The following is a 24,267-nucleotide window of genomic DNA, read 5'->3' as shown; positions in this document are numbered from 1 at the left end:
TCAGGTGTAACAGCCCTGGATGCCGGTGAGCCCCGGCGATACGAACTTGAGCGAGTCCTTGTGCTTGAGTCCGTTGTCTGCCAGCGACTTGTCCGGATCCGGCGTCCACGGCTGGCTGGACTTGAACCACTGCACAGTGGACCAGTCGATCTTGGCGAAGTCGGGGTGCGCCGCGTAGATGCCAGGGAGAATCTGTTCCATCAATGCCCTGAATGGGGTGGCCGGCGGCAGCGGCAGGGCCACCGGCGCGCAGAACATCAGGTGGTCCACCCAGCCCACGTAGAGCACCTGATTGCCATGGAAATTCTCCACCCGGTCCAGCGCCGGAAATTTGTACGGCTTGAGCGCCACCGTCGCCATCGTCGCGTCCTCCAGTTGTCGATGCCCGTTCTTGTCGAGTGACCCGGTCAGCCCGGACGAGTGGCCTCGCCGCGCCACGCGGCGAAATTCTTCTGATCTTCGGAGCCTTCGAATTCCATGTTGTCGCGGCCGAAGTTGTAGCCGTACCAGTCCAGCACCGCCTTGAGCGGTTCGAAACCGGGTGCGGTGGGGTCGACGCCTTCGTTGAAGCAGTTGCCCTGATAGATCTGGTGTACGGGCAGCCAGGACTGCACGAATTTCTCCGGCTCGTCGTCGAAGATCTCTTTGCAGTGATCGGAACAGAAGTGGTACTTGTCGCCCTCGTAATCCGACTCGCGATAGCAGATCTTGGTCGGATCGTCCGGCTCGGTGAAGAACATCGGGATCTGGCAGGTGGTGCAGAGCTGCGGCAGGGTGCCGTGATAGAAGCGCTTGCCCGCCGATGCCTGCTGCTCCCAGTGCTCGAAGCGCGGACGGTAGTACTTGTCGAAGGTGTCGGGGTACTTGGCCGACAGCCAGTCTTTCTCCTCGGCCGTCGGCGTCCAGGTATGGAACGCGGCGGCGGCGCCGAAGTTGTAGAAGGTCGCCCAGGTCTGGTGACTCAGGTGCTCCTTGTCGGTACAGGCCTGCTCCCAGCCCTTGGGCTTGCGAATGCCGTAGCGCGCCAGATCGTCGAACAGCGCGGTGCCGTTCTGCTCGCCATACAGCTCCCAGGCTTCCTTCCAGCTCATCACTTTCTTGGGCAGCATGTAGTCCATCATCATCGACACCAGGGTCAGTACCCGGTAGCCGCGCCAGAACCACTTGTCCAGCCAGCGCTGCACGATGGGCACATTGGCCGGGTCCTGCTCCAGCAGGAACTTGATGATTTCCAGGCCCAGGGTCATGTGGCGGGATTCATCCGACTGAGCGGAGAACCCGAAGGTCACCGTTGCCATGTCGCCGTTGTAGGCCGCGCCGCTCATGAACGGCACGAACAACAGGTTGGTGAGCACGTACTCGAAGGCGAAGCTGATCGCCACCACGAATTCGAACGGGCCGGCGGAGATGGCGTCGTCGAAGAACGACTTCGGCACCGACAGATACCATACGCGGTCGTGCCAGCGCCGCCAGCTGTGCATGCCGTTGTAGTACTTGTTGTAGTTGGACACCGTGTGCATCTGCGTCTGCGCGTGACGCAGTTCGTCGATGGACTGCATCTGGCAGGCCACCCGCGCACCGGCGCCGTCGAACTGGCGGCCCACATGGGCAAAGCCGCGGTGCGCCATGTATTCGAGCGGGCTGACACCCTGGATGAACAGCTTGAGCGCGTTGATGTAGCGCGCGTCGGAGACGCCCAGATGACCATTGTTCTGCGCAAACGCATCAATGATGGCGTAGAGCTTTTTCTCTTTTTCCCCCTGGTATTTCCAGTAGGCGTCCATGGTCAACCGAAACGGATCTTCGAACTTGTCCCAGTCGTGGATCTTGATGCCCTCGTAGCGCGAGTAGGGGAACACCTTGTCCATCGGTTGATAGGTGGTGTCCCAGCTCAGGCCGCGCGTCATGTGGTTGTAGCGCTCCTTGAGCCCGAGCTTTTTCTTGCTTGCCTGCATGTCCATGACGCTGTCTCCTTAAAGCTTTGCGTGATGTCGCGTGATATTCAGCGCACTTCTTGCGGTTCAGACGCTGTGACAGTCATCCTGGGCGCTGCAAAGGATGACGGTGTCGCGGATTTGGTCTGTCCGTAGATCGAACATGCGCTCAGTGCTTCCAGCTCAGGGTGAACTCGTCGTCGTCCTCGTCGATGTTCCCGGTGAGCGTGATCAGATGCATGTGCATTTCCTGCAGATCGAACTTGCGTCCGATGCGTGCTTCGATGCTGGTCCGGCGTACCACCAGCCGGTCCTGGGCATCGATCTTGACCATCGCCGGTGACTCGCTCTTGGTCGAGCCGGGGTTGTCATCCAAGATGGCCTCCACGATCGGGCGGGTGTCTTCGTTGACCTGAAATGCGATGAAGATGTTGGACATGGGGTTCGATGGGGATGGGTCGATCAGAGGATCACGCCGGCCTTGGCACAACGCGCGTTGAACTGGGTGATCGCCTGTTCCAGGTCGTCTCCGGCCCATTCCGCGGGCAGGACTGCCTTCACCAGCGGCGCCAGCGCGACGGCGGCACGATCACGCCAGTGCGTGATCCATTGCTGCAGCAGCGCCTTGTTTTCCGGTGACTCTGCAGCGGCAACCTTGATCTGTGCTTCGACCCAGCGCGAGGTTTCGTCATGCCACTCCGTCATGAACTGGGTGAGCATGGCGATGGCGCTGCCGTTTCTGGCGGCCAGGTAATCGTCGACGATGGAGCCGTAGATCAGCGGATACAGCAGGCCGTCCAGGGCCAGGTTCTGCGCCACGAACAGCTCGAACCAATCCTGCACCACGAAACTGTCTTCCACGTAACGGCGCAGCTCCTGCCACTCCGGTGCATTCAGCCAGGCCTGCTTGGCCGCATCCAACTGCTCGACATCGGCGAGCAGCAGACCCAGGCGCGTGAGGTACTGCGCGATGCCGAGCTGGTCCATCGCATGGAAACTGCAGGGCGCGGTGATGGCGGTGCCGTAGCCGTAGGCGCACATGGAGGAGTTGTTCATGTTGGCGCCCCAGGCGACATGGCGCAGGGGCACCAGCAGGCGCAGCGAGATGTCGCGCACCTCGTCGGGCAGCGCGGTGATCAATCCACGGGTTTCGACAAAATTGAAGTTGGACTCCATGGCGTCCTGCTGGCGCGCGCGGCCCATGGTCCAGTTGCCGTAGTAGAGCTGCCGCGGGTCCTTGAGGGCGTACCAGTCCTTCATCTTGATGGCGGTGCGCGCCGGGTCGAAGATCTCGTGATCCGGATCCCAGGTCGGTCGGTAGTGGAAGTTGACGTCGGGCTGCATGCCCATCGTCGCCTCCTGGTAGCGCGAGGCCTGCTTGTCGCCGCCGATGCGGTCGGCCACGTTGGCAAAGGTGTTGCGCAGCGCTTTGACATTGACCGTCTTCAGATCAATCTGCATCCGGAGGCTCCTCTGCTATGTGAGTGGGTGAACCGGCGACGCGGACCCCGCAGATGGCGTTGAGTCGTTACCGCCATCCGACACCCCAAGCCGCGCCGTCGAGCACCGGAAGCTCGCGTCCCGATCCAGGGTGACGGCTTCAGTGAGCGACAACTGTGCCAATCGCCCCACGAGCCCCATCCATGTTCCAACTAACTGATCTATATCAGCTTGACGAGTAGCTGGCAGTCCCTGTCAAGACCCAGTTCGATGATCAGTCATTGACAATATGGTGAGTCATTGATGATCAAGTTCGGCGTCGACGGCACCCGTCGATCAGCGCTGCGCATAACGATCCAGCAGCGAGACAATCCGATAACAGGCCTGCAAGGTAGGCACGGCGATGCCGAGTTCATGCGCCTTGTCGATCATCGGCTTGATGATCAGATCGGCCTCGGTCCTGCGACCGTGCAGAGCATCCTCGTGCATCGAGGAGCGCCCGCGAAATCCGCTCTCCACCAGCTTGCGTCCTTGCGCGAGCATGATCGCTGCGGCCGCAGCCAGATCGGGCGCCGCGCCCAGCTCGCGCAGTCGCGAGGACGGCGCGTAGAAATCCTGCGGCTCCCAGCCCATCGCGCGATACACCGCAATGCATTCGCGGGCGACGGCGGCGTAATGCGCGGCGCCCTCGGGCTGCGACAGGCCATCGGCCAGAACCCATTCGGGTCTGCCGATCAGGCTACTGACGGAGAACGACGACACCGTGCACACCAGCGCCAGCTTTTCCCAGATCACCTGCCGCACACAATCCACCGCACGCGCAGGCAGATCCGCCGCACTGAATGCTGCGGCCAGTTGCTGCGCGCGCGGACTGATACGGCCGTCGATCTCGCCGCAGTAAAACGTGGTGAGGGCGGTCAGGTGATTGTGGACGCGGCCGGGTGCCAGCAGGGTTCCGCCTTCGACGATGGAGACGCCCAGCACCTTGTCGGCGCCGGCCCAGTCGGCCAGCAGGTCTTCCTTGATCACGCCGTTCTGGACCGAACAGACGCAGGCCACGCGCGGCCTCAGCGCTTCAGCGGACGCCAGCGCGGATAGCGTGTCCTTGTGCTTGACCGCCAGGATCAGAACATCGAAGTCGCCGCTCGCCTGATCGGCGTGGGTGACGGCGGTGAGGTGCCGGCGGATCAGGCGCTCGCCGCGACGCCCCTCGATGCGCAAGCCCTGGGCGCGAATCGCCTCCGCATGCGCAGACCTGGCCACCAGCACCACCTCGACGCCGGTCTCGGCCAGATACCCGCCGATGACCGAGCCCAGGCCACCGGCGCCGAGTATGCAAACGCGCATGCGCGACGACCGCTCAGAAATGCCGGGTCCAGCCCAGCATCACAGTGTTGACGTAGGGCGTCACCGACTCCTCGCCGCCCACACCCAGGCCGGCGGTCGCCGACGGGCCACGGTAGGTGCCGCGCAGATAACGGCCGTAGGCGAACTGCAGATCGTTCTTCGGATTGAACGCCCAGGTGAAGCCCGCGGTGATCTGGCGCAGCGGGTTGGGTGCAAACAGGTTGAAGCTGACCGAGTTGGCGCTGGAGTCGGCCTGCGGCCGGCGGCCATAGAGAAAGCCCGCGCGCACGGTGAGCTCGGGCGTGGCCTCGTAAGCCACCGCCAGCTTGTAGTTGGTGAGGTGGCGCCAGTTGAAACCGCTGCCGCTGCGCGACCCCAACGGACTGTTCTCCGGATCGGCCAGTGACGCCAGCACACCGTTGCTTAGCGCCTTGATGTCGCCATAGAAGATGCGCTGCACGTCGCCACCGAAAGTCCAGCCCTTCAGCGGCCTGACCGCGAAGCCGACGCTGAAATTGGACGGCACATCGAACGCCCCGCCGTCCGCCAGCAGCCCGCGGTACTTGTTGAACTTCTCCATGTGCACTTGGGTGGCGTACGCCGCACCAACGTCCAGCCACGGCGTGATGCGTCCGAACCAGCCGACGCGCACCCCGGCACCGAAACCTTCGTCGTAGCCACGATTGGTGACTTCGTTGGGGAAGGCCGACACGCCTTCGAACGCCTGGAATCCGTAGGCCTTGAAGCGCTGATAGGCCAGCAGCGGAGAGACCCCGATGCTGTGTCCGGGCTTGAACTCCCACGACAGCGTGGGCGCCACGATCAACTGGCTCAAATCAAAACCGAGCTTGCCGCAGCCGAAGAAGAAATTTCCCGGCTCGCTGCCGCAACGCTGCGGATTGGCATTGGTGTCGGGAATCCCGGTGGTGTCCGCGTATTCGGTGTTGAGGCCGCCATTGCCGTAGATCGTCACGCCCCACGACAGCGTATCGTTGATGCGCTGCGCGTAACCCACTTCCGGCAGGGCAAAGAAGGAATTGCGGCTGGTGGAAATGAAGTCGTACGGCGTGTCCGAGCCAGTGCGCTGGATGCGCCGGTAGGGCATGAACAGCAGCACGCCCAGATCGAGTCGCGAATCCACCGCGGACAATTTTCCGGGATTGGAAGAACCCGAAAATCCATCCAGACCCATCGCCGTTGCGGTGCCCGCCGACTGATGCGCCATGGGACCGTAGCCCAGGATGAAATAGCCGTTGCCCGCCTGCGCCGATCCGGCGCCAAGTGCGAGCCCCAGCGCTGCCGCGAGGTGAATCGAATGGCGCAACCACTTTGGACCGACTTTCATGCGATCTCCCCGTTCTCGTTCTAGATTGGATTCACGATAAAAACGACCCCTGACAGGCCGTCATCTCCATGACCCTGCACGGCGGTGGAGCCGTTGGCAAGCGCGGCAGGCGCCCCGACTACACGCTGTAGATATCCAGCACCGTGGGGATCAGATCGTTGTGCACCAGGATCCTTTTCTTGCGGATGCGCCAGGCGTTCTCGTGAGGCGCCAGCAGATACTCCGCCAGCCCGAAGAACTGGGTCGCCTGCGCCTTGCGGAACAGATGTACCACCCAGCGCGTCTTCACCTTCACGGTACCGTCGGCGTTCGGCAACACCCGCACATTGCTCACCATGTGGCAAGTGCGCGGCAGCGGTGTGGACGCCGAAGAACGCCCGGTGCGCAGCCGGAATACGCGATCCTCCAGACCCGCTCTCCCGTTGTAATAGATCAGCGACATTTCGCCCTGCGGATCGGTGGTGGGCTCGTACTCGGAGTCCCAACTGGGCACCCAGTACTCCACCGTCTCCTCGTGCAGCGCCAGCCAGGTGTCCCAATCGCGGTCGTCCATGGCATCGGCCTCGCGCGCGAGGAAGTCGCTCACTGAACTTCGTAGCGCAACAGCATCCATCGGCCTGCTCCCGTCCATCATCACAGACCGTCCTTCAGGGCCGGCGCCATCAACTCGGCCCAGCGGCGGTGCTGCGCCACGAAGATGCCCTCGTCCTCGATCTTGGCGCCGGAAGTCGCCGGATCGATGCCCAGTGCCCGTGCATGCGGATCCGCCCCGGCGACTTCGTGCGCGGAGCCGCGGCTCATCTCGCTCCAGCGAATGATGTCGTGATGGGTGGCGCCGCGATGACATTCGTTGAATTCGGTGAGGTCGTCCGGCGTGGCCATGCCGCTGGCATTGAAGAAATCCTCGTACTGTCGGATGCGATGTGCGCGTGCGCTGCCGTCTTCACCCACCGGCGCAAAGCAGTAGATGGTGACTTCGGTCTTGTCGACGGCCAGCGGCCGGAACATGCGGATCTGGCTGCTCATCTGGTCCATCAGGAACACATTGGGATACAGCAGCAGATTGCGCAGCCGGCCCACCGTCCAGGCGGCGCGCTCCACCCCCATGCTCAGCGCCAGCTCCTCGCGCCGCGGCCACAAGGGTCGCGCTTCCGGATTGCTCCAGTCCGACCAGATCATGGTGTGGCCATGACCGAGGTCGTAATAGCCGCCGGCGGCGTTCGGGATGCCGCCCGCGTTCATCGCCTTGGTCTTGTCGCCCGCGGTCTTGGAACGCGCACGCTGCTTCATGGTCGCGACGTAGTTGGCGTGCACCGAACCGACGTGATATCCGTCTACGCCGTTTTCGGCTTGCAGCTTCCAGTTGCCGTCGAAGGTGTAGGTGGAGCGACCCTTGAGTATTTCCACGCCTTGCGGCGCCTGATCGACGACCATGTCGATGAAGGCCTTGGCGTCCGACAGATACGCCGGCAGCGAGGGCGCCTCGTCGTTGAGGGTGCCGAACACGAAGCCGCGATAGTTCTCCAGACGCACGCGTCGCAGACCCAGTCTGGACTTGTCGAAACCCGGCGGATATCCGGCGCCGGCTTCGGCCATCGGCGCGGCCAGATTACCGTCCAGGTCGAACGACCAGCCATGGAATGGGCAAGTGAAATCGCGTGTGCTGCCCTTGGACATGCGGCACAGGGTGGCGCCGCGATGCGTGCAGATGTTGACCAGGCAATTGAGCTGACCGCTGTCGTTGCGGTTGACGATGACCGGCACCCGCCCGATCCAGCCGGTGATGTAGTCGCGTGGATTCTTGATCTGACTTTCATGCGCCAGGTAGACCCAGACCTTTTCCCAGATGTGGGTGAACTCCTGCTCGTACAGCTTCGGGCAGGAAAAGATGCGGCGATCCACGTAGCGCGTACCGCCCTCGCCGTCCCAGAGAAACTGCTCGCGCGGGATGGGGCTCATGTCGTTCATCGTGCATCTCCTCCTGCTGTTATCGCTGTTGGCGCTGCCCGCTGCGGTGCGGTCGGGGCTTCACGGCAGCCAGACAGCCAATACGCCGTTCACGCCCGCGCCGGCAGATTCGCGGATTCCGGCATGTCCACCCATTGCGGCCAGCCGGCGCGGGCATTGGCCTGCATCGCCAACTTGCGCTCGGCCGGGGTGGCGTAGCGTTCGTCCCAGTTTCTGAGCCTCGGCTTGGCGACCAGCGCGTGCCACAGCGGCGGGATCAGCCCCAGGAAGAAACACAGGAACAGCGACGGCATCTGCGGCGCGTTGGCCTCGGGCGGCAGTTCGTGGAATTTCTTGTAGCCGTCGAGGTGATGGTGAATATGATTGGTGATCTCCACACCCAGGGGACGCACGATCGCGCCCAGATGATTCCAGGCGTGGTGCAGCAGGATCGGACCACCTTCCACGCGGACCAGGCCGTAGTGCTGGAAATAATTGAAGGCTTCCACCAATGCCTTGGCCATGATCATCGCCCCCAGGCACACCAGCATCGCGGTCAGCCCCGCGAACGCGGCGGTCAGCAGCGGCAAGGTCAGCAGCAGCGCCAACTGCTGCCAGATCCGGTTGCGCCAGTTCCACGGGCTGCGGCCGGCACGGCGCAGACTTTCCGCCTCGCTGTGAAAAGCGTCCAGGTAGGAGCCGCGGGTCGCGCGCCAGACGAAGGTGTAGAGCGTCTCGCCGCGCACCGGCGTGTCGCAGTCGCGCGGCGTATCCAGGTACAGGTGATGCGTCAGCACGTGGCCGACATCGCGATTCGGATCGAAATAGAAAGTGCTGGCGAGCTGGGCCATGCGCCGCGCAAACCAGTGGCGCCGATGCATCAGCTCGTGTGCCACCGGCAGATTCGGCACCGCGCTCAACCAGCCCATGGACAGCAGACTGCCCGCGATCTGCCAGCCGGCCCCTTCGCCGCTGAGCGGATTGGAGCCGTTCATCACCGACACCACAAAACTGGCGTAGAGCGCCACGATCAGCACCACGTGCAGGTGCAGCGCCAGGTCGGCCAGCATCGGCGACCGCACGCGACGCGGCGCGATGTCGCGTGGCAGCACCACATCAAAAAAAAGTAGAACCGGAAAAGTCGCCAGACCCAGCCATACGTAGCCGCCGCCGAGCATGAAGCCGATGACGCCGCACAGCGTGGTCATCGGGACCAGGTAGTAGCGCAGGGTATCCAGCATGTCGCACCTCCAAGTGCCTGCATCCGCGTTGTTCTTTATCGGAAGGCCGCAGGGGCTGATCTCCAGCGCCAGGGCCGCTCCTTGTTGATTACCGCGCGCAGCTTAGCACCACGGCTTCGGCAATACACCGCTAAAGCCATATCCATGCCACGCGCACGCGCTGATTTGCGACCGTGCAGGATCTTGATTAGGCGAAACTATTCGCTATATGAAATCGTCAATTCCGCGCGAGCGTGCGGATCTGAGCAATGTTCGATATCGATGATTGACGCCGTTGATCAATCCATGATTCGCGGTGCGCCGGGCCGCGGAGGCGCTGTCAACGCAGGACGGCGATGGGGCGCGAGCAGGAACCCGCAACGGCGGACAGGCGCACGCCAGTGCGGACACCGCGGCGCAGCGACGATCAGCTACGCCGTCTGCACAGCTCGTCGAAACCCAGCTTGCGCGACCGATATGCGATCTGCGCGCGCGTGATGCCCAGTTCGCGGGCGGCGGCAGAAAGATTGCCGCGGTGCCGGGTCAATACCTCGCGAATCAAGGCATGCTGACCGGCGTGCTCGCGCGGGCTGGCCGGCGACGCTGGATGAACATCGGAGTGGTTGCCATTGCGCGGCGCTTCGATCCGACCTCTGCACGCTTCGCCTGCGGAGTGCGACAGCTCGCCGACGGTGTTCGGATGCAGCAGGATGGTATTGCGCGCGCTGGAAACCAGTTCCGAGAAATGGCTGACGTCGATCGCGCCGCCCTCCGGCGCCAGGATCACTGCGCGCTCGATCATGTTTTCCAGCTCCCGAACATTGCCCGGCCACGAGTACGCCAGCAGCGCATCGATCGCGCGATCCGTGAATCCGGAGATCTTGCGGCGGTGGCGTGTGGACATTCGGTCCAGGAAATACTCGATCAGGATGGTGATGTCTTCCACGCGCTCGCGCAGCGGCGGAATCTCGATCGGATAGACGTTCAATCGGTAGAACAGGTCCTCGCGAAAGGTCTTGGCGGCAATGCATTCGCGCAGATTCTCGTTGGTGGCGGCCACCACGCGCACGTTCACTTCGCGCGTGCGGGTGTCGCCGACGCGCTCGATCTCGCCTTCCTGCAGGACACGCAACAGCTTGCTTTGCGCACCCGGACTCAGACTGCCGACTTCGTCCAGAAACAGCGTGCCGCCGTTGGCGCGTTCGAACCGCCCGGGCCGACTGGCCACCGCACCGGTGAAGGCGCCTTTCTCCACGCCGAACAGTTCCGCCTCGATCAGTTGATCGGGGATGGCGGCGCAATTCACCGCGATGAAGGCACGATCCGCCCGCGCGCTGTTGCTGTGCAGCGCGCGCGCAAACATCTCCTTGCCGACCCCGCTTTCGCCCAGGATCAACACCGGGGCGTCGGTACCGGCGACACGGCTGATGCTGTGGCAAGCGATGTTGAAGCCGGCCGACGCCCCGATCAGCACGCGTGCATCCTGGCGCCGCCCGGTGACGAGGCGCGTGGTGTCGTCGGACTGCCCGCACTCGCGCGGCTTGGCCGCACCCAGGTCCACCACCGTGCGGTTCACGAACGGCTGCGCCTTGAAATAGCTCAGATCCTCTTCGGCGTCGTCCCATTCCTCGACAGGCTTGCCGATGATGCGGCAGGCACTCTCGCCGGTCGCCCGGCACGCCACTTCGCGATACAGCACGGCGCGACCGAGAAAGGCGCTGGAGTAGCCGCAGGCGTAGCCGATCTGCATCCAGCAGACCGCCTCCGAGCCGACGCCGTAGGCGGAAATGTGCGCCTCGTCCTCGATCGACTCGCGCCAGATGAACTCGCCGTAGTGATGGCCGCGCTCGACGTCGATCTCGACCCGGACCGGTTCGACCTTGACGATGCCCTCCAGCGCATGGAGTTGCGGGCCCACCGCGAAACGCTCGAAATAGCTCAGTTCGCTGCGCAGCTTCTTCGCCAGTTCGGCGTCGCGACTGCCCGACTGATACCCCATGCGGGTCAGGATTCCACGCGCACGGGCCATGCCCATGGTCTCGATCAGCTCCCGCCGCAGGGTGCCGAACGCCCCCACGTGCAGCAGGAACATGCGCTTGGAGTCCAGCCAGATGTTGCCGGTCTCGGGCGAAAACCGCAGCCGCGACAGCAGGTCTTCGCGCGCGGGCATGTCGTAGGCGGGCGCCGTCGATGGACGACGCTCGGCAGCTTCTCCATTCATACGTCCGATCTCCTCCAGCCATCCCGCAGCCGGTGCTCCGGTCACGGTGCAGTACCCTCGGGTGGGCTCCTTGCCAGACGGGTGACCTCAGGTCAGCGGGAAGCGAGACGTCCGCAATCTGAGCCGCAGCGCAGAAACCTCTGTTGATCAATCATTGATCGGGCACCGGCCCAACCTAAGGTCGAGTATCGGCCGGCGCCATCGGGTCTGTGAATAGCGCCTATAAGCTGCGGAGAGATTTCTTACTGTGCGACTCCACAATGATTTTCGCCAATACCGCCGCCGACCCGACGGTATGGTCAGGCCGCGGCCGTGAGGCCGCGGCACCGAACGGGCTGACCGGATGCATCAATCTTTTATCAGTCCGGCAACGACCATGGGACGCGAATCGCACGGCCTTGTGGTCGCTCCGCCTAGCGCCTTCAGCTCCCCGCGAGGAACTCGCGCAGGTGAGCCAGGGTTTGCGCCGGCTGTTCGAGCTGGGGAATGTGCCCGCATGCGTCAATCATCGCGACCTTGCTGCCAGCAATGCGCTGCGAAAATTCCTCGGCATAGACCGCCGGCACCAGCGCGTCCTGCCGACCCCAGATCACCAGGGTGGGCGCGGTCACGCGGTGCAGGCGCCTGCCCAGTCCGTAGTCGGCAATCGGCCAGAAGAATTTGCCGGTGCAGCCCAGCGCCCAGACCATCGCGGCGCCGAGCTTGATGTTGGTCTCGGCGTCCGGTAGCGGGGTGAACAGGCTTCTGGCGCCCTCGCCCTCGACATCGTGAAACAGGAAGGCCGGCAGCTTGTCGGGCGTGCTGGAAGTCAGGGTCACCAGCGGGATCGGCGCATCGTCGCGCCACAGGCCGATGGGGTTGAGCAGCACCAGCTTGCCGACGGCGGCCGGAAACATCGCGGCGATATCCGCCGCCATCATGCCGCCGTAGGACTGGCCGACCACCACTGGCCGCTGCAGACCCAGCTCGCGGAACAACTGCTCGTACATCATCAGCAGTTCCCACCAGGTATCGACCTTGTTGATGGTGGTGTGGTTGGCGCCGGTGCCGGGATGTTCCGGCGCGTAGACGGTGTAGGACTTGGCCAGCGTGTCCAGCACGCTGTCCCACACCAGACCGGCGGCCGGGTGCAGGTAGACCAGCGGCGGACCGCTGCCGAGGATGCGAACGTTGATGTCCAGCGTGCCGTTCCAGACGGTGACGGACTGCTCGCGGCCGGTGAATGCAGTGACGGGCATGTTCGGATTCTCCTTCAGGCCGCGGCCTTGGCTGCAGGTTTCTTGCCGCGCAGGCGTTCCGGCCAGGCGAAGTTGTCCCAGCCCTCGTCCAGCCAGATGTTCTGTAGATGCGGCAACACCTCGGAGGCGAACAGGCGGATATTCTTCTGGGTCAGCTCGGTGGGCATGGACCCCACCTGGGTCATGACCAGCAAATTGCCGACGCGGAATTCCTTGACGAACTCGGTGATCTGCTGGCGCACCGTCTCTGGGCTGCCGATGATCGCCACGCGCGAGTCGACCAGCTCCGAATAGTTGATGTTGCGCATGCGGATGGCCAGACCCAGATCGCCCGGATCGCGCATCAGCCCTTCCACCCCCGGGCGCTCGATATAGCCGGGCAGCCCCAGGCCGGTGGGCGGAATGCTGCCCAGGCTGGTGCGGAAATGCGTTTCCAGGTGCTGGCGGTAATCCTTCTCGGCTTGTTCGTCGGTCTCGGCCACCAGCACCACCTGCAGGAAGGCCAGACGATGCGGGTTGATGTCCTTGCCGATCTTCTGCGCGATCTCCCAGTAACGATCAAAGATGCGTCGGCCGGTGAGCTTGGGGCCGAACCAGGACAGGTAGGTGTAGACGTCGTCGCGTTCCAGCACGCCCTGCATGGTCTTGGGATTGCCCACGCCAGGCACCCAGCGCGGCGGCGACGGCTGCTGGATCGGGCGCGGCCACAGGTTGACGTGCGAGTACTTGGAGAAGCGGCCGTTCCAGGCAAAGGGCTCGGTCGCGGTCCAGGCTTTCTCCACCAGCGCGCGCCCCTCGTAGTAGCGGTCGCGCGTATCGATGGGCGGAATGCCGGCGTTCTGGTTGGCGTCGTACGACAGGCCGATGGGAAAGCCCGCGATCAGGCGCCCGCCGCTGATCTGATCGATCATGGCGTACTCCTCGGCGATGCGCAGCGGCTCGCGCGACTTGCCCAGGGAGCGGCCGACCACCGCAATCGCGACGTCCAGCTTCTCCTGCTCGGTCATGTACGCCAGGATCGAACCGATCAGATTGGGGTTGGGCACCACGTCGTAGCTCGACTGGCTGTGCTCGGTCACCGCCACGCCGTCGAATCCCAGACGCGCGCCCAGCATCAGCTCGCTGATGAAGGCATTGAGGTCCTGATGCATCAGCTCGGGCTTGACGATGCCGAAGTAAGGCGTGGTCACCACCGAGTCGTGATGCTTCTCGAAATCGGGCGGGAGGTGCCGGTAGGGCGCCTGCTGGAACAGCGAAACCTTCATGAGTCGTTCTCCTTGCCGGACCGCATGCCGCGATCCGTCGCCGATGGCGTCGTCTGATTATTTGGGCCGGTTACCTGAGAACCTGTTGCACCAGGTGGGTATCGGTGTGCTGGTCGAAGTACACGATTTTGCCATCGCGTACCCGGAACACGTGGGCGAACGGGCAGGAGAACGTTTTGCCGGTCGCCTTGAAGGTCCCGGTGTAAGTGCCCAGGCCGATCACGGTCTCGCCCTGCTCCACGGTCTCCGACGGCACCGTGGTGTAGCTGGACCACTCGCCGATGATCCGGTCGAACACGCCCTTCTGCACCGCCTCCGGACCGATGTAGACCCCGGCATACGGATAGCCGTCGGCTTCGCGCCAATGAACCTTCGGATCGAGCACACCCATCACCCCGGGCAGGTCGCCCTTGGCAAAGGACTGGTACAGGCTGTTCACGGTGTCTGCTGCAGCGCCCATGGTGTGCTCTCCTCACTCGTTCATGACGGGTCGTACGACCGACCGCAGACTAGTGTCGCGCCGCCAGCGATAACACCCTGAGTGATGAATACCAATTATTCGATAACGTGGGCGGGGTACGGGTCGGCAGCGAACCGGTCGCGAGGACAGGTCGTGGCCGCCATCCGGACTATCCAACGAACGCGGACGGCGGCCACGGGCCGGCCTACGCCAGCAAGCCTAATCGAGCTGAAAGCCCGCGACCCGAATCGCCTTGATGGCGTCGACCGCCTTGTCGTTGTAGTAGTCGCTGGTGCCAAGCGCGCCGTAATGAATCGGTCGCCGCTTGTGGTTCTCCGAAATGTTGAAGATCCAGGACCCGATCAGCAGAGGCTTGATCTGCCCCCAGGTGAGCTTGCGCCGCGGATCCTGCAACATCTGCTGCACGATCCGATAGACGAGCTGGCTGCGAGCCGCTTCAGAGGTGGCCAGAATGACCATGACCAGATCGGTTCCACTGGGCAGCGCCACGTCAAAGGCAGAGACGATCCGGCTTCCACCAATGACGAACTCGTCTTCAATCCCCATCTGGGAATAGTTGTGTCGGGTGATCTCCCGCCAATCTGCGGCACCGGTCTTCATGTGCGTGAGATACAGATCCGAAACCTTGTATCGGAAACTGTTCGGGGCGCAATTGACGTCGACCACATCCCCACCCCGGTTCGCAGGCACGCCCACGCCGAGCGCGTTGCGAAATTCCTTCACAAAAGTCTTGTAGCCAGTCAGTTTAAGTTCGATCGCCACGACGCCCTCCTATCCACGCACGCTCAGCCGAACACCAGCGTGCACGCAATGCAGGGATCGCGAAAGCCCGGCTTGTGATGAAGGTCACGGCGGGGCAGGCCTTTGCCGACATTCTTGGATGTGCTTGGGGAAGACCCAGGGAGTACTCAGTGGCGCCTCCCTGTCAGCTGGACGAAGCAGTGAATTCTTCGTTGCAGCGCTCAACGAGGGTTCAGTTCTCTGATGAGGCACTTGACCGGGGTTCAAGGAACCGCGCCATTGTCAGGGCAGGTTGCGGGCTCTAATCGATCGAAATTGAGCGCCATCTCTCATTTCACAAGAACTGACTATCGGATAGTTGGCCGCGACAGAGCGGAAAAGCTTTCTGCGAAGTCAGGTCCGGGCACGCCCACGCTGGTTGGCTACCCGGTGGCGCGGACTCATTACCTTTCACTTCAGAGGATTGATCATGGCCTATCTCATTCCCGGGACGAATCCCCCAATCTATAACGTCGAGCAGGCGGTTGGGCAGAACTCCCCGAACGCCCGCGGCGACGTGATGCTCGTGCAGTACTTATTACACCATCTCTATGGTAATGCTGCCCCCGATCTCAAAGTCGACGGTTGGATAGGTCCCATCACGCTGCGTTGGATCAAGCAGTTTCAGATCGACTTGAAGCAACATGGCTATAGCATTGTTGCGGACGGTCGCGTTGATCGTGCGGGTGCCACAAAATCGTCCGTTTCCAAGACGTTCTACACAATTTTGTGGATGCAAAAGCTCCTTTTCGAGAAGAATCCGGCGGCTTATGCATTATTGCCCAAATACGTTCCTCTCAGCGCCAAGCCCAAGCCCAGTCCATACAGCGATGCAGGACTGGTAATCCCGGCCTCGGGTGGTTTCTGACGACGAAGCAGCCGGACCGGCATGATTGACAACATGGAGGGGGCTCTCTCCAAGCCCGGGTAAAGCCTGAGAGGGCGAGAACAGGACTGCTGGGTCGACACCGTGCGCTCGTACGGTGCTCGTCGTCTTCAGATACGTCTATGTAGGCCGTGACTCTGCGTACTGGCCTACGCAACCTTCTTCGCTGGCGCCGATTTGCTCGCACTCTCCGAGTCGGGGCGCGCCCCAGTCCGAATCAACTGCCCCGATCCCACAAGCGCTCGGCTATCGGTCACCGCAGCCGGCGCAGATCGGCACACCGAGCCAACTGCGCTCACGGTAGCGTTTGTCGCGCTATTTGGCACAGTGCAACGAACGATACGCAGTCAACGCGACGTGGTCGTCCTGGAGGTCGCGGTCAATCTCCGCCGCCACTCACCGTCGTCCGACGGTGCGCGCGCCGCGACTGACAGCCACCAATGCCCGAAGCATTTCTGGTTCGGGATCCTAACCCGAAAACTCTAGCCCGCATTTCTCACAGGGGGATCGAGCGATGGCCGTAGGTCGAGGACGTGCAGTGCGCCGGGACGGAGCGAACCCCATAGTGCGCCGGCGACACGGTGCCTGCGCAGCGGTTGGGTCCCAGCGTGGGAGTGCCATTGAGTCACTCCCACGTAAACCCAACCGGGGTGCGGGAGCCGGCGCTGCAGTCCCACCCGCACACTCGCTGCGCTCGCAACACCGTGGCGGGACTGCCCATGGGGTGAATGAGTCCCAAGCCCTGCGCGCCGCAGTCAGGCCAGCGCCGATCCAGTCGGAGAATCTCTCTACAGTCTGTTTCGGAACCGAAGTCGAAGAACGTTGTGCGGATTGGCGATGGCAAGGGATTCTCCGGCGACCTGTGAGAAATGCGGGCTAGACATCCTTATTTCCCGCAGGCGGCAAACGGCGCACAACGGTCCAAAACGTCATCGCTGCAACGATCGAGTGCCAGCCGACCCAGAGCAACGCCGGGTCGGCGCCCATGATCGGAACCCAGGGCAGAATCGCAGCGGCAATCAGGGTCCAGGGACTCACCAGCCCAAAGTGCCGAAGGACCAGAAAAGCCGGCAGTCCGTATCCCAGTATGAGCAGGGTGGCAGGAATCATGCCGAACAGGCCGACGACGATCCCCGAGATCGCCGCTGCCGCAATCTCGGACACTTCTCCACCTAGCCAAAGCAGCGCCGTAACGCTGTAAAGCGCGGAAGCGACGGGGATGCTTGCGATCGCTGCAATCACGCCCCAGCCAATCGACAAAGCCGCTTTCATTCGATCAGGTCACTCATCGGACTCTCGTCCAGATCGATTCTCATGCGGGCCACGAGCAGCGCCACGGATCCCGGGCTCAACCCGACGGCCATACACGCATACGCGGTCGCCAGGGTTGGCATCGGCCTTTCGGATTCATTCGATCCGCAGGCGAAACGAGGCCTGTAGCGACCACAGCACTTGCGCGGGGGCGTCGCGACCCTCGATCCCGATCGCCGTGACATCCCCCGCCCAGTCGATTGGACCGGCAGCGGAAAAATGGATGTAGTCGCTGCTGTTGCTGGTCCACGATAGGCTGCCGATTTCGGGGTAGCGCCCCAGCGCGCCACCATTGAACCGGCCCGCAGCAGCTTCCGTCAGCTCGATCCGGTATCCCGCGGTTTGGTGCGCGCCGAGAAAGGCCTCCACCTCATCAAGCCCTTGGCGTGTAATCTGCTCTGGGATGGATACGGGTGACAACACCAGGGTAAGGGCGCGCGTCACCGGCGACCCGCTCATCGAAACCGACCACCCGCCCGGGGTGGTGACCGACCGATCTGCTGTTCTCGGCGGCAGTGCGTAGGCGTAGCGCAACTCGAACACGCTCTTGCCGGACCGGAGGGTGCCGGTGGCCTCGCCGCCGGCAAGGCTGGTGGAGTCCAGATGCAAGTCCTGGATTGGCAGATCGAAGTCTGTTCTCAGGAAACGCACCATTGGCTCGTCGAAAAATTCCTCGCGCTCAGCGATGCGTAGCAGTTCGCCGGCGTCCGGCTCCAAGATGGCGTGCCCCTGTATTCTCGAACCACTACGGGCGATCTTGAACGTCGCTGGGAAAGCGGGTTCACCGAAACCCCACGAGCGCCGGACCGGGACTGCCAGACCGTCGCGCATCAGCGTGAGTTCCGGCCACTTTTGGGAGGCACTCTTCCATCGCGCCAGCAGGCCGCCGCTGGACTGCCAGCGAAGGTGGTGTTCGAGCCGGCGCGGGATCAGCTTCTCCTGCGGAATTGGATCGGCGGCAAACACCAACCAGACCGAGTCGGATTCGTCGTCCGAGGGCTCGGCTTGTGGTCGCTCCGGAAATTCTGCGGGAACTCGCAAGGCGTAGAGGTTCCGGAAGATCACAGCCTGGCTTCCGTGTGTCAGCTCGACGGGGGCCGACGGTGCTCGGCGGGCCTCCGCAATAGCAACCGGGGACGGGGTGTCGGCTGCGTTCACGCCTTGGATGCCGAGTAAGAGCGCCAGCCAGATCGGGCCAGTCGCAAGCCGATCAGGAGGAACAACAGGCATAGCAACATCACGAAGGCGGAATTGAGGAATGGGCCCTCGATGCCCAGGCTCTGCATGATCTGAAACGCCTCCATCAGCATGGGAACGGTGCCAACGGCAAGTACCGACGAAGCCAGCGCCAGCGCAGCACCGATCACGATCAGCGCAATGTTCTTGAACGTCATGTGATGTCTCTCCTTTCACGATTGTCTTGGAGTTCCAAGAAGGTTCGCACCCAGTGTGCGAAGGGAGGAACGTCGCGACAATGCCGAAATGTCGGCTTGCCCACACTTTGCGGAATGTTTATTTGCGTATTGGGGCCGTCGCTGACTTGTCTACGGCCATCCCTCGATCACCCCATGAAAAATGCGGGCGCGAAATTTGGACCGTGTGTCGCCGCCATGCGATAGGCATCCCAACGTCGGGACGGAGGTTTTCGCCGCAGCCGGGCGCGTCCGGCAGCCGGCCTCGCGCCCAGGAAGGTTCGCGAAAAGGTCGCGGCTCTGGGTGTTGCGGCGCGATCAGCCGATTCAGCGTACTTATTGGTCGGGGGAAACCGTTGGGTCCCGCCTTGCTTGTCAGCCCGCTCAAGCACACCTCAGGCTGCGCCCGATGATGCTCAAGCTGCCGCCAGGCTGCGCCCAATGATGATTTTCTGGATGTCCGAGGTGCCCTCGTAGATCTGGCATACGCGCACATCGCGGTAGATGCGCTCCACCGGAAAATCCTCGACGTAGCCGTAGCCGCCGAAGGTCTGGATCGCGGCCGAGCACACCGCTTCCGCGGTCTCCGACGCGAACAGCTTGGCCATGCAAGCTTGGTCGAGACAGGGCAGCCCGGCGTCCTTCATGCGCGCGGCCGAATACACGAGCTGGCGTGCCGCCTCCAGTCGCGTCTTCGCGTCAACGAGTCGGAAGCTCACGGCCTGATGTTCAAGCAGCGCCTTGCCGAAGCTCTTGCGCTCGGCGGCGTAGCGCACCGCTGCGTCGAGTGCGGCCTGGGCCATGCCGATGCTCTGAGCGGCGATGCCGATGCGGCCGGTCTCCAGACTCGACAGCGCAATCCGGTAACCCTCCCCTTCCGTGCCGATAAGATTCTCGACCGGCACTTCCATGTCGTCGAAATTCAGCGAGCAGGTGTCGGAGGCCTTCTGCCCGAGCTTGTGCTCGATCTTGCTCACCGTATAACCCTTGGTGTCGGTCGGCACGAGGAACGCGCTGATGCCGCGCTTCGGGTTCGCCGGATCGGTCACCGCGAACGCGATCACGTACTTGCCGATCTTGCCGCTGGTGATGAACTGCTTGGCGCCGTTGAGCACGTAGCGATCACCGTGGCGCACCGCGCGCGTGCGCAGCGCGCTGGCGTCGGAACCGGCGTGGCTCTCGGTGAGCGCGAAGCCGCCGATGAACTCGCCACGCGCGGCGGGCTTGAGCACGGTCTCTTTCTGTGCAGCGTCGCCGTAGCGCTCAACAATGGCGCAGAACGGCGCGTTGTGGACGCTCATCACGGTGGACACGGCGCCGTCACCTTCGGCCACCGCCATCAGCGCCGCGGCGTAGGACACGTAATCCGCGCCGGCGCCGTCGTAGTCCGGCGACACCGTCATGCCCAACAGGCCCATTTCGGCGAGGCCGCGGAACACGGCCGGTTCGATGGCCTGCGCTTTTTCGCGCTCCGCTGCACCGGGCGCAAGCACCTCGTGCGCGTAGCGGCGAGCGGTGTCGAAAATCAGATTCTGGTCTTCAGTCAGCATGGTGATCGGGCAATTGAGCGAAGCGTGAGTGCGAGCAGAGCTTGCCGAATGTAGCCAGCCTGCCGCGATCAACGCGCCGTACCAAAGGCGGGGTCAGAAGTGGCGCGTCCAGCCCAGCAGCATGGTGGCCACACGCGGTGTCACCGATTCCTGCCCGCCCACGCCCAGACCTGCCGTCGCCGACGGCCCTTCGTACTTGCCGTTGATGTAGCGCCCCACGGCGAACTGGAAATCGTGTTTCTTGTTGATGGCCCAGGTAAACCCTGCGCTGATGTTGCCGCGCGGATTCGGCGCCAGCGTGTTGAAAGTCACCGAGTCCACGCTGGCATCTGCCTGCGCCAGCCGCCCGTAGGCAAAGCCCGCACGCAGAGTCAGCGCAGGCGTCGCCTCGTAGGCCACGGCCACCCGGTAGTTGGTCTGATGACGCCAGTTGAAGCCGCTGCCGTCGCGACTGCCCAGGCCGTTGTTCTGCGGATCCTGCAGCGAAGCCAGCACGCCGTTGCTCAGTGCCTTGATCTCGCCGAACAGGATGCGCTGCACGTCGCCCGCCAGGGTCCAGCCCTTGAGCGGCTTGAGCGCAAAACCGAAGCTGAAGTTGGCGGGAATGTCGAAGTCGCCGCCGTCGGCGAGCAGGCCGCGGTACTTGTCGAACTCTTCCATGTAGATGCGGGTGGAATAGGCCGCGCCCAGATCCAGCCAGGGCGTGATGCGCCCGAACCAGCCCACCCGCACGCCAGCGCCAAAGGCCTCGTCGTAGCCCAGGTTGGTGAGCGCCTCGGGCGCCGAGGACACGCTCTCGAAGGCCTGCAGGCCATAGGCCTTGAAGCGCTGAAACGCGATTAGCGGGGTCACCCCGAAACTGTGCGACGGATGCGCCCGCCAGCTCAGGGTCGGCGCCAGGATGATCTGACTCAGATCGAAGCCGGCCTTGCCGCAACCCAGGAAGAAGTTGGCCGGCGCGTCGCCGCAGCGCGCCGGGTTGAAATTGCTGCCGGGGATGCCGTTGTCGTCGGCGTATTCGGTATTGAGGCCGCCGTTGCCGTACAAGGTCACGCCCCAGCTCAGGCGCTCGTCGATGCGCCGCACGTAGCCGGCCTCGGGCAGCGCGTAGAACGAATTGCGGCTGGTGGAGGTCAGGTCATAAGTGCCGTCCTGGGAGCCCGTGCGATTGACCCGCCGATAGGGCGAGAACAACAGCACACCCAGATCCAGACGTTCGTCGGTGAACGAGAGCTTGCCCGGGTTGGTGGCACCGGCAAATCCGTCGAGGCCGGTCGCGGTCGCGGTGCCGGCACTCTGGTGCGCCATCGGACCATAGCCCAGGATGAAATAGCCGCCGCCTGCATGTGCCGGTATCGCGACCGCGCTGATCGCCAGCACGGCAAAAGCACACAGGCACAGCAGCGCGCGAAGGATGTCCATAAGGCTCCCTGAAGTATTTGGAATGGAGGGCCGCAGCGAACGAGGTCGAAGCGCCACCCGATCTGGTCGGTGCGACATTGTGTCGCGATTACAGGAATTGTTCGAGCAGGGACGACGCCCTACTCGCCACTCCCCGGTCCGCGCGTCGCTTGACGCGCAGCCCGCGCCTTACGGTGTGCCGCTGGGCACGAACTTGTCGGCGTGGATGCGATCCGGGTCGACGCCCAGTTCGATCAGGCGCCCTTCTACCGCCTCCACCATGGCGAGGTTGCCGCACAGAAAGCCGGCGACGGACGTGTAATCCACGCCGAGGTCCGGCGTCAGCGCCGCCGTCACCAGGCCGCGCGGCCCCTTCCAGTCCGAACCCTGCGGCTCATGGGAGAGGATGGTGATCAGGCGCACACGGTCGCCGGCCTCGGCGAGCAGTTGATTCAGGCGCTCGTTGGCGAAGATGTCCGCACGGGTACGCACGCCGAACACGATGGTGAACCTGGCCTTCGATGACTTGCGCAGGCGCTCACCGACGATGGACAGGATCGGCGCCAGGCCGGTGCCGCCGGCCACGCACAGGCCATCCACGTCGACATCGTCCACGCCCATGATCCCGTAGGGGCCTTCGATCCAGAATTTGGTGCCCGTGCGATCCTGCTCGAACAGCCACTCGGAGAAGCGGCCGCCCGGCAGGCGCTTGACCAGGAACCCCACTTCGGTTGCGGGCGCGTCCTCGTCGATCGGCGGCACGTCGTAGTAGGAGTAGCTGCGGCGCGTGAACGAACCCGACTCGGCGATGGTGCAGTACTGGCCGGCGTGGAAATGCACCGGCTCATCACACTTGAGACGCAGATCGATGACGTCGCCCGGCAATTTGTGCCAGCGGCTCACGCGCGCGGACACGGTCTTCACCGGCAGCAGGGCGTGGTGACCGAGCTTGGCCTCGACCACCAGATCGCCGCGCACCTTGGCCTGGCAGGCCAGCACATAGCCGGCCTCGATCTCCTCGTTCTTCAGCGGCGACAGCGCCAGGTCCACCATCGGACTGACGCGACCGGAGACCAGCCGGGTCTTGCAGGTGCCGCAGACGCCGACCCTGCAGTTGTGCGGATAGTCGATGCCTTGCTCGATCGCGGCCTTGAGCAGCAGATCGTTGCGCCGGATGTCGAATACTTCCTCGCTACCGTCCCTGCCGCGCACGGTGATGCGGCACAGGTCGGCGCGCGCGGCGGTCGGCGCGCCGGCTTGCGCAGTCATCACGCGGCTCCGAGCGTGGCCGAGGATACCGACGCACGCTGGCGCTCGGTGAGCTTGCCGCGCATGTCCCAGATGCCCTTGGGCAGATCGCGTGCGGGATCGGGCGTGTTCAATTCATGCCAACCGGCGCGCTCGTTTTCGCGGCGCGCGATTTCGCGCTCCTGAGGCGTGGCGTAGTGCTGGTCCCAGTGCTTGAGCAGCGGCTTGATCATCATGAAGAACAGTGGCGGCACCAGAGCCAGGATCACCACCAGCAGGAACTGCGGCTGCACCGGGCCGTTGGGGTCCGGCTCCAGCTTGTAGAACGGCTTGTAGCTGTCGTCGTGGTGGCCGGCGTGGTTGGTGATCTCCAGCGCCAGAATGCGCACCATCGGGGTGATGTGGTTCCAGGTGTGGTGCTTCTGGAAACGACCGGGTGTGGCCGAGATCAGTCCGTAGTGGTTCACGTAGTTGAATACTTCGAGCAGCATGCGCGGGCCGAGCAGCAATGACAGGATGGCCAGCAGCGCACCCTTGAATCCGCCCAGCGCAGCGAGGATGGCGGTGAAGGTGATCAGGGTGGCCGCCTTCCACACCCAGGCGTTGCGCGGGTCGTACCACTTGCGGCCACGCTTGGTCCACATCATCTTTTCCAGGTGATAGGCCTCTTTCCACTGCGCCGGAAAAGTGCGCGCGATGTGGCCGTACACGGTGTCGCCGCGGCGCGCGTAATCCGGGTCGTCCGGCGTGGCGACGCGCATGTGGTGGGTGACCACGTGGGTGATCTCGCGCCAGGTGTCGAACACCAGACACTGGCCGATACGACCGAGCCAGCGCAGCACGAATTCCTCGCGGTGGAAGAGTTCATGCACCGGCGGCGCGCCCACCACGAAGCCGATGAACAGCGTGCTCAGGAACGCGCCGAGTTCGGCCGAGGAGCCGACGAAGTGATCCTGCCCCACCAGCCAGCTATAGAAGAAAATATTCGCGAAGCTGCACAGCACAGTGACCGCGCAGATGACGTCGTAGATGCGCACGTAGTTCTGGTCGCGCATCGAGTAGTCGCGCGGCAGAAAAGCGTCGAAGAACAGCACGCCCAGCAGCATGGCCAGGCCCAGCCAGGCGTAGTTGCCGCCGAGCCAGAGGCCGTAGGCGTGCGCGCCGAGAATCATCGGCGACAGCAGGTACTTGAAGTAATCGAAGACCTTGACCGGCTCGGACTTCAAAGCGGTGGCAGACAT

General features: G+C 63.5%; 22 protein-coding genes. 1 reads left to right on the top strand and 21 read right to left on the bottom strand.

What is annotated here, in order from left to right; all coding sequences use genetic code 11:
* From ACOOHP_RS19950 to ACOOHP_RS19885, 14 genes are all read right to left on the bottom strand, one after another.
* Nucleotides 1-360, bottom strand: a complete 360-nt coding sequence (locus ACOOHP_RS19950) for a phenol hydroxylase subunit P4 (protein ID WP_420468226.1) — start codon at nucleotides 358-360, stop codon at nucleotides 1-3.
* Nucleotides 361-407: 47 nt separating this feature from the next.
* Complete coding sequence (locus ACOOHP_RS19945) at nucleotides 408-1,961, bottom strand: aromatic/alkene/methane monooxygenase hydroxylase/oxygenase subunit alpha (protein ID WP_420468225.1); 1,554 nt, start codon at nucleotides 1,959-1,961, stop codon at nucleotides 408-410.
* Nucleotides 1,962-2,103: 142 nt separating this feature from the next.
* Entirely contained in the window at nucleotides 2,104-2,373 is a 270-nt protein-coding gene (locus ACOOHP_RS19940; RefSeq protein ID WP_420468224.1) for an MmoB/DmpM family protein, read from the bottom strand.
* A gap of 23 nt (nucleotides 2,374-2,396) precedes the next feature.
* Nucleotides 2,397-3,395, bottom strand: coding sequence for an aromatic/alkene monooxygenase hydroxylase subunit beta (locus ACOOHP_RS19935; protein ID WP_420468223.1), 999 nt, complete (start codon nucleotides 3,393-3,395; stop codon nucleotides 2,397-2,399).
* A gap of 315 nt (nucleotides 3,396-3,710) precedes the next feature.
* Nucleotides 3,711-4,721: a ketopantoate reductase family protein gene (locus tag ACOOHP_RS19930; RefSeq protein WP_420468222.1), complete on the bottom strand. Its 1,011-nt coding sequence runs from the start codon at nucleotides 4,719-4,721 to the stop codon at nucleotides 3,711-3,713.
* A 13-nt stretch (nucleotides 4,722-4,734) separates the two neighbouring features.
* Nucleotides 4,735-6,066, bottom strand: a complete 1,332-nt coding sequence (locus ACOOHP_RS19925) for an OmpP1/FadL family transporter (protein ID WP_420468221.1) — start codon at nucleotides 6,064-6,066, stop codon at nucleotides 4,735-4,737.
* Between the two features lie 118 nt (nucleotides 6,067-6,184).
* The gene (locus ACOOHP_RS19920) at nucleotides 6,185-6,679 is read right to left on the bottom strand and encodes an aromatic-ring-hydroxylating dioxygenase subunit beta (RefSeq protein ID WP_420468220.1); all 495 of its coding nucleotides are present in this window, start codon (nucleotides 6,677-6,679) and stop codon (nucleotides 6,185-6,187) included.
* 20 nt (nucleotides 6,680-6,699) lie between these two features.
* Nucleotides 6,700-8,034, bottom strand: coding sequence for a Rieske 2Fe-2S domain-containing protein (locus ACOOHP_RS19915; protein WP_420468219.1), 1,335 nt, complete (start codon nucleotides 8,032-8,034; stop codon nucleotides 6,700-6,702).
* A gap of 89 nt (nucleotides 8,035-8,123) precedes the next feature.
* Complete coding sequence (locus tag ACOOHP_RS19910) at nucleotides 8,124-9,254, bottom strand: alkane 1-monooxygenase (protein WP_420468218.1); 1,131 nt, start codon at nucleotides 9,252-9,254, stop codon at nucleotides 8,124-8,126.
* 406 nt (nucleotides 9,255-9,660) lie between these two features.
* Complete coding sequence (locus tag ACOOHP_RS19905) at nucleotides 9,661-11,454, bottom strand: sigma 54-interacting transcriptional regulator (RefSeq protein ID WP_420468217.1); 1,794 nt, start codon at nucleotides 11,452-11,454, stop codon at nucleotides 9,661-9,663.
* A gap of 422 nt (nucleotides 11,455-11,876) precedes the next feature.
* Complete coding sequence (locus ACOOHP_RS19900; protein ID WP_420468216.1) at nucleotides 11,877-12,692, bottom strand: alpha/beta fold hydrolase; 816 nt, start codon at nucleotides 12,690-12,692, stop codon at nucleotides 11,877-11,879.
* A gap of 14 nt (nucleotides 12,693-12,706) precedes the next feature.
* The gene (locus ACOOHP_RS19895; protein WP_420468215.1) at nucleotides 12,707-13,957 is read right to left on the bottom strand and encodes an LLM class flavin-dependent oxidoreductase; all 1,251 of its coding nucleotides are present in this window, start codon (nucleotides 13,955-13,957) and stop codon (nucleotides 12,707-12,709) included.
* Nucleotides 13,958-14,027: 70 nt separating this feature from the next.
* A complete protein-coding gene (locus ACOOHP_RS19890; RefSeq protein WP_420468214.1) occupies nucleotides 14,028-14,417 on the bottom strand; it encodes a nuclear transport factor 2 family protein in 390 nt (129 codons plus the stop codon).
* Nucleotides 14,418-14,636: 219 nt separating this feature from the next.
* Nucleotides 14,637-15,200 (bottom strand): hypothetical protein, encoded by a 564-nt coding sequence (locus ACOOHP_RS19885; RefSeq protein WP_420468213.1) that lies wholly within the window; start codon nucleotides 15,198-15,200, stop codon nucleotides 14,637-14,639.
* 448 nt (nucleotides 15,201-15,648) lie between these two features.
* Here ACOOHP_RS19885 and ACOOHP_RS19880 point away from each other — a divergent pair, with 448 nt between their 5' ends.
* Nucleotides 15,649-16,086, top strand: coding sequence for a peptidoglycan-binding domain-containing protein (locus ACOOHP_RS19880; protein WP_420468212.1), 438 nt, complete (start codon nucleotides 15,649-15,651; stop codon nucleotides 16,084-16,086).
* A gap of 894 nt (nucleotides 16,087-16,980) precedes the next feature.
* Here ACOOHP_RS19880 and ACOOHP_RS19875 read toward each other — a convergent pair.
* The 7 genes from ACOOHP_RS19875 to ACOOHP_RS19845 form a co-directional block, all read right to left on the bottom strand.
* Nucleotides 16,981-17,376 carry a hypothetical protein gene (locus ACOOHP_RS19875; RefSeq protein WP_420468211.1) on the bottom strand — a complete coding sequence of 132 codons (396 nt, stop codon included), beginning with the start codon at nucleotides 17,374-17,376 and terminating at the stop codon, nucleotides 16,981-16,983.
* 135 nt (nucleotides 17,377-17,511) lie between these two features.
* Entirely contained in the window at nucleotides 17,512-18,573 is a 1,062-nt protein-coding gene (locus ACOOHP_RS19870; protein ID WP_420468210.1) for a hypothetical protein, read from the bottom strand.
* Nucleotides 18,570-18,809 carry a hypothetical protein gene (locus tag ACOOHP_RS19865; RefSeq protein ID WP_420468209.1) on the bottom strand — a complete coding sequence of 80 codons (240 nt, stop codon included), beginning with the start codon at nucleotides 18,807-18,809 and terminating at the stop codon, nucleotides 18,570-18,572. Before ACOOHP_RS19865 ends, ACOOHP_RS19870 begins: the two co-directional genes overlap by 4 nt.
* A gap of 434 nt (nucleotides 18,810-19,243) precedes the next feature.
* A complete protein-coding gene (locus ACOOHP_RS19860) occupies nucleotides 19,244-20,383 on the bottom strand; it encodes an acyl-CoA dehydrogenase family protein (RefSeq protein ID WP_420468757.1) in 1,140 nt (379 codons plus the stop codon).
* Between the two features lie 87 nt (nucleotides 20,384-20,470).
* Nucleotides 20,471-21,799, bottom strand: a complete 1,329-nt coding sequence (locus ACOOHP_RS19855; protein ID WP_420468208.1) for an OmpP1/FadL family transporter — start codon at nucleotides 21,797-21,799, stop codon at nucleotides 20,471-20,473.
* Nucleotides 21,800-21,967: 168 nt separating this feature from the next.
* A complete protein-coding gene (locus ACOOHP_RS19850) occupies nucleotides 21,968-23,047 on the bottom strand; it encodes a 2Fe-2S iron-sulfur cluster-binding protein (protein WP_420468207.1) in 1,080 nt (359 codons plus the stop codon).
* Nucleotides 23,047-24,267 carry a fatty acid desaturase gene (locus ACOOHP_RS19845; RefSeq protein WP_420468206.1) on the bottom strand — a complete coding sequence of 407 codons (1,221 nt, stop codon included), beginning with the start codon at nucleotides 24,265-24,267 and terminating at the stop codon, nucleotides 23,047-23,049. The genes ACOOHP_RS19850 and ACOOHP_RS19845 overlap by 1 nt, the downstream gene beginning before the upstream one ends.

This window comes from Panacagrimonas sp. (genome assembly GCF_965216805.1).
Taxonomy (GTDB): domain Bacteria; phylum Pseudomonadota; class Gammaproteobacteria; order Nevskiales; family Nevskiaceae; genus Panacagrimonas.
The sequence above is the reverse complement of the archived record's forward strand: the minus strand, read 5'-3'. Positions and strand labels throughout refer to the sequence as shown.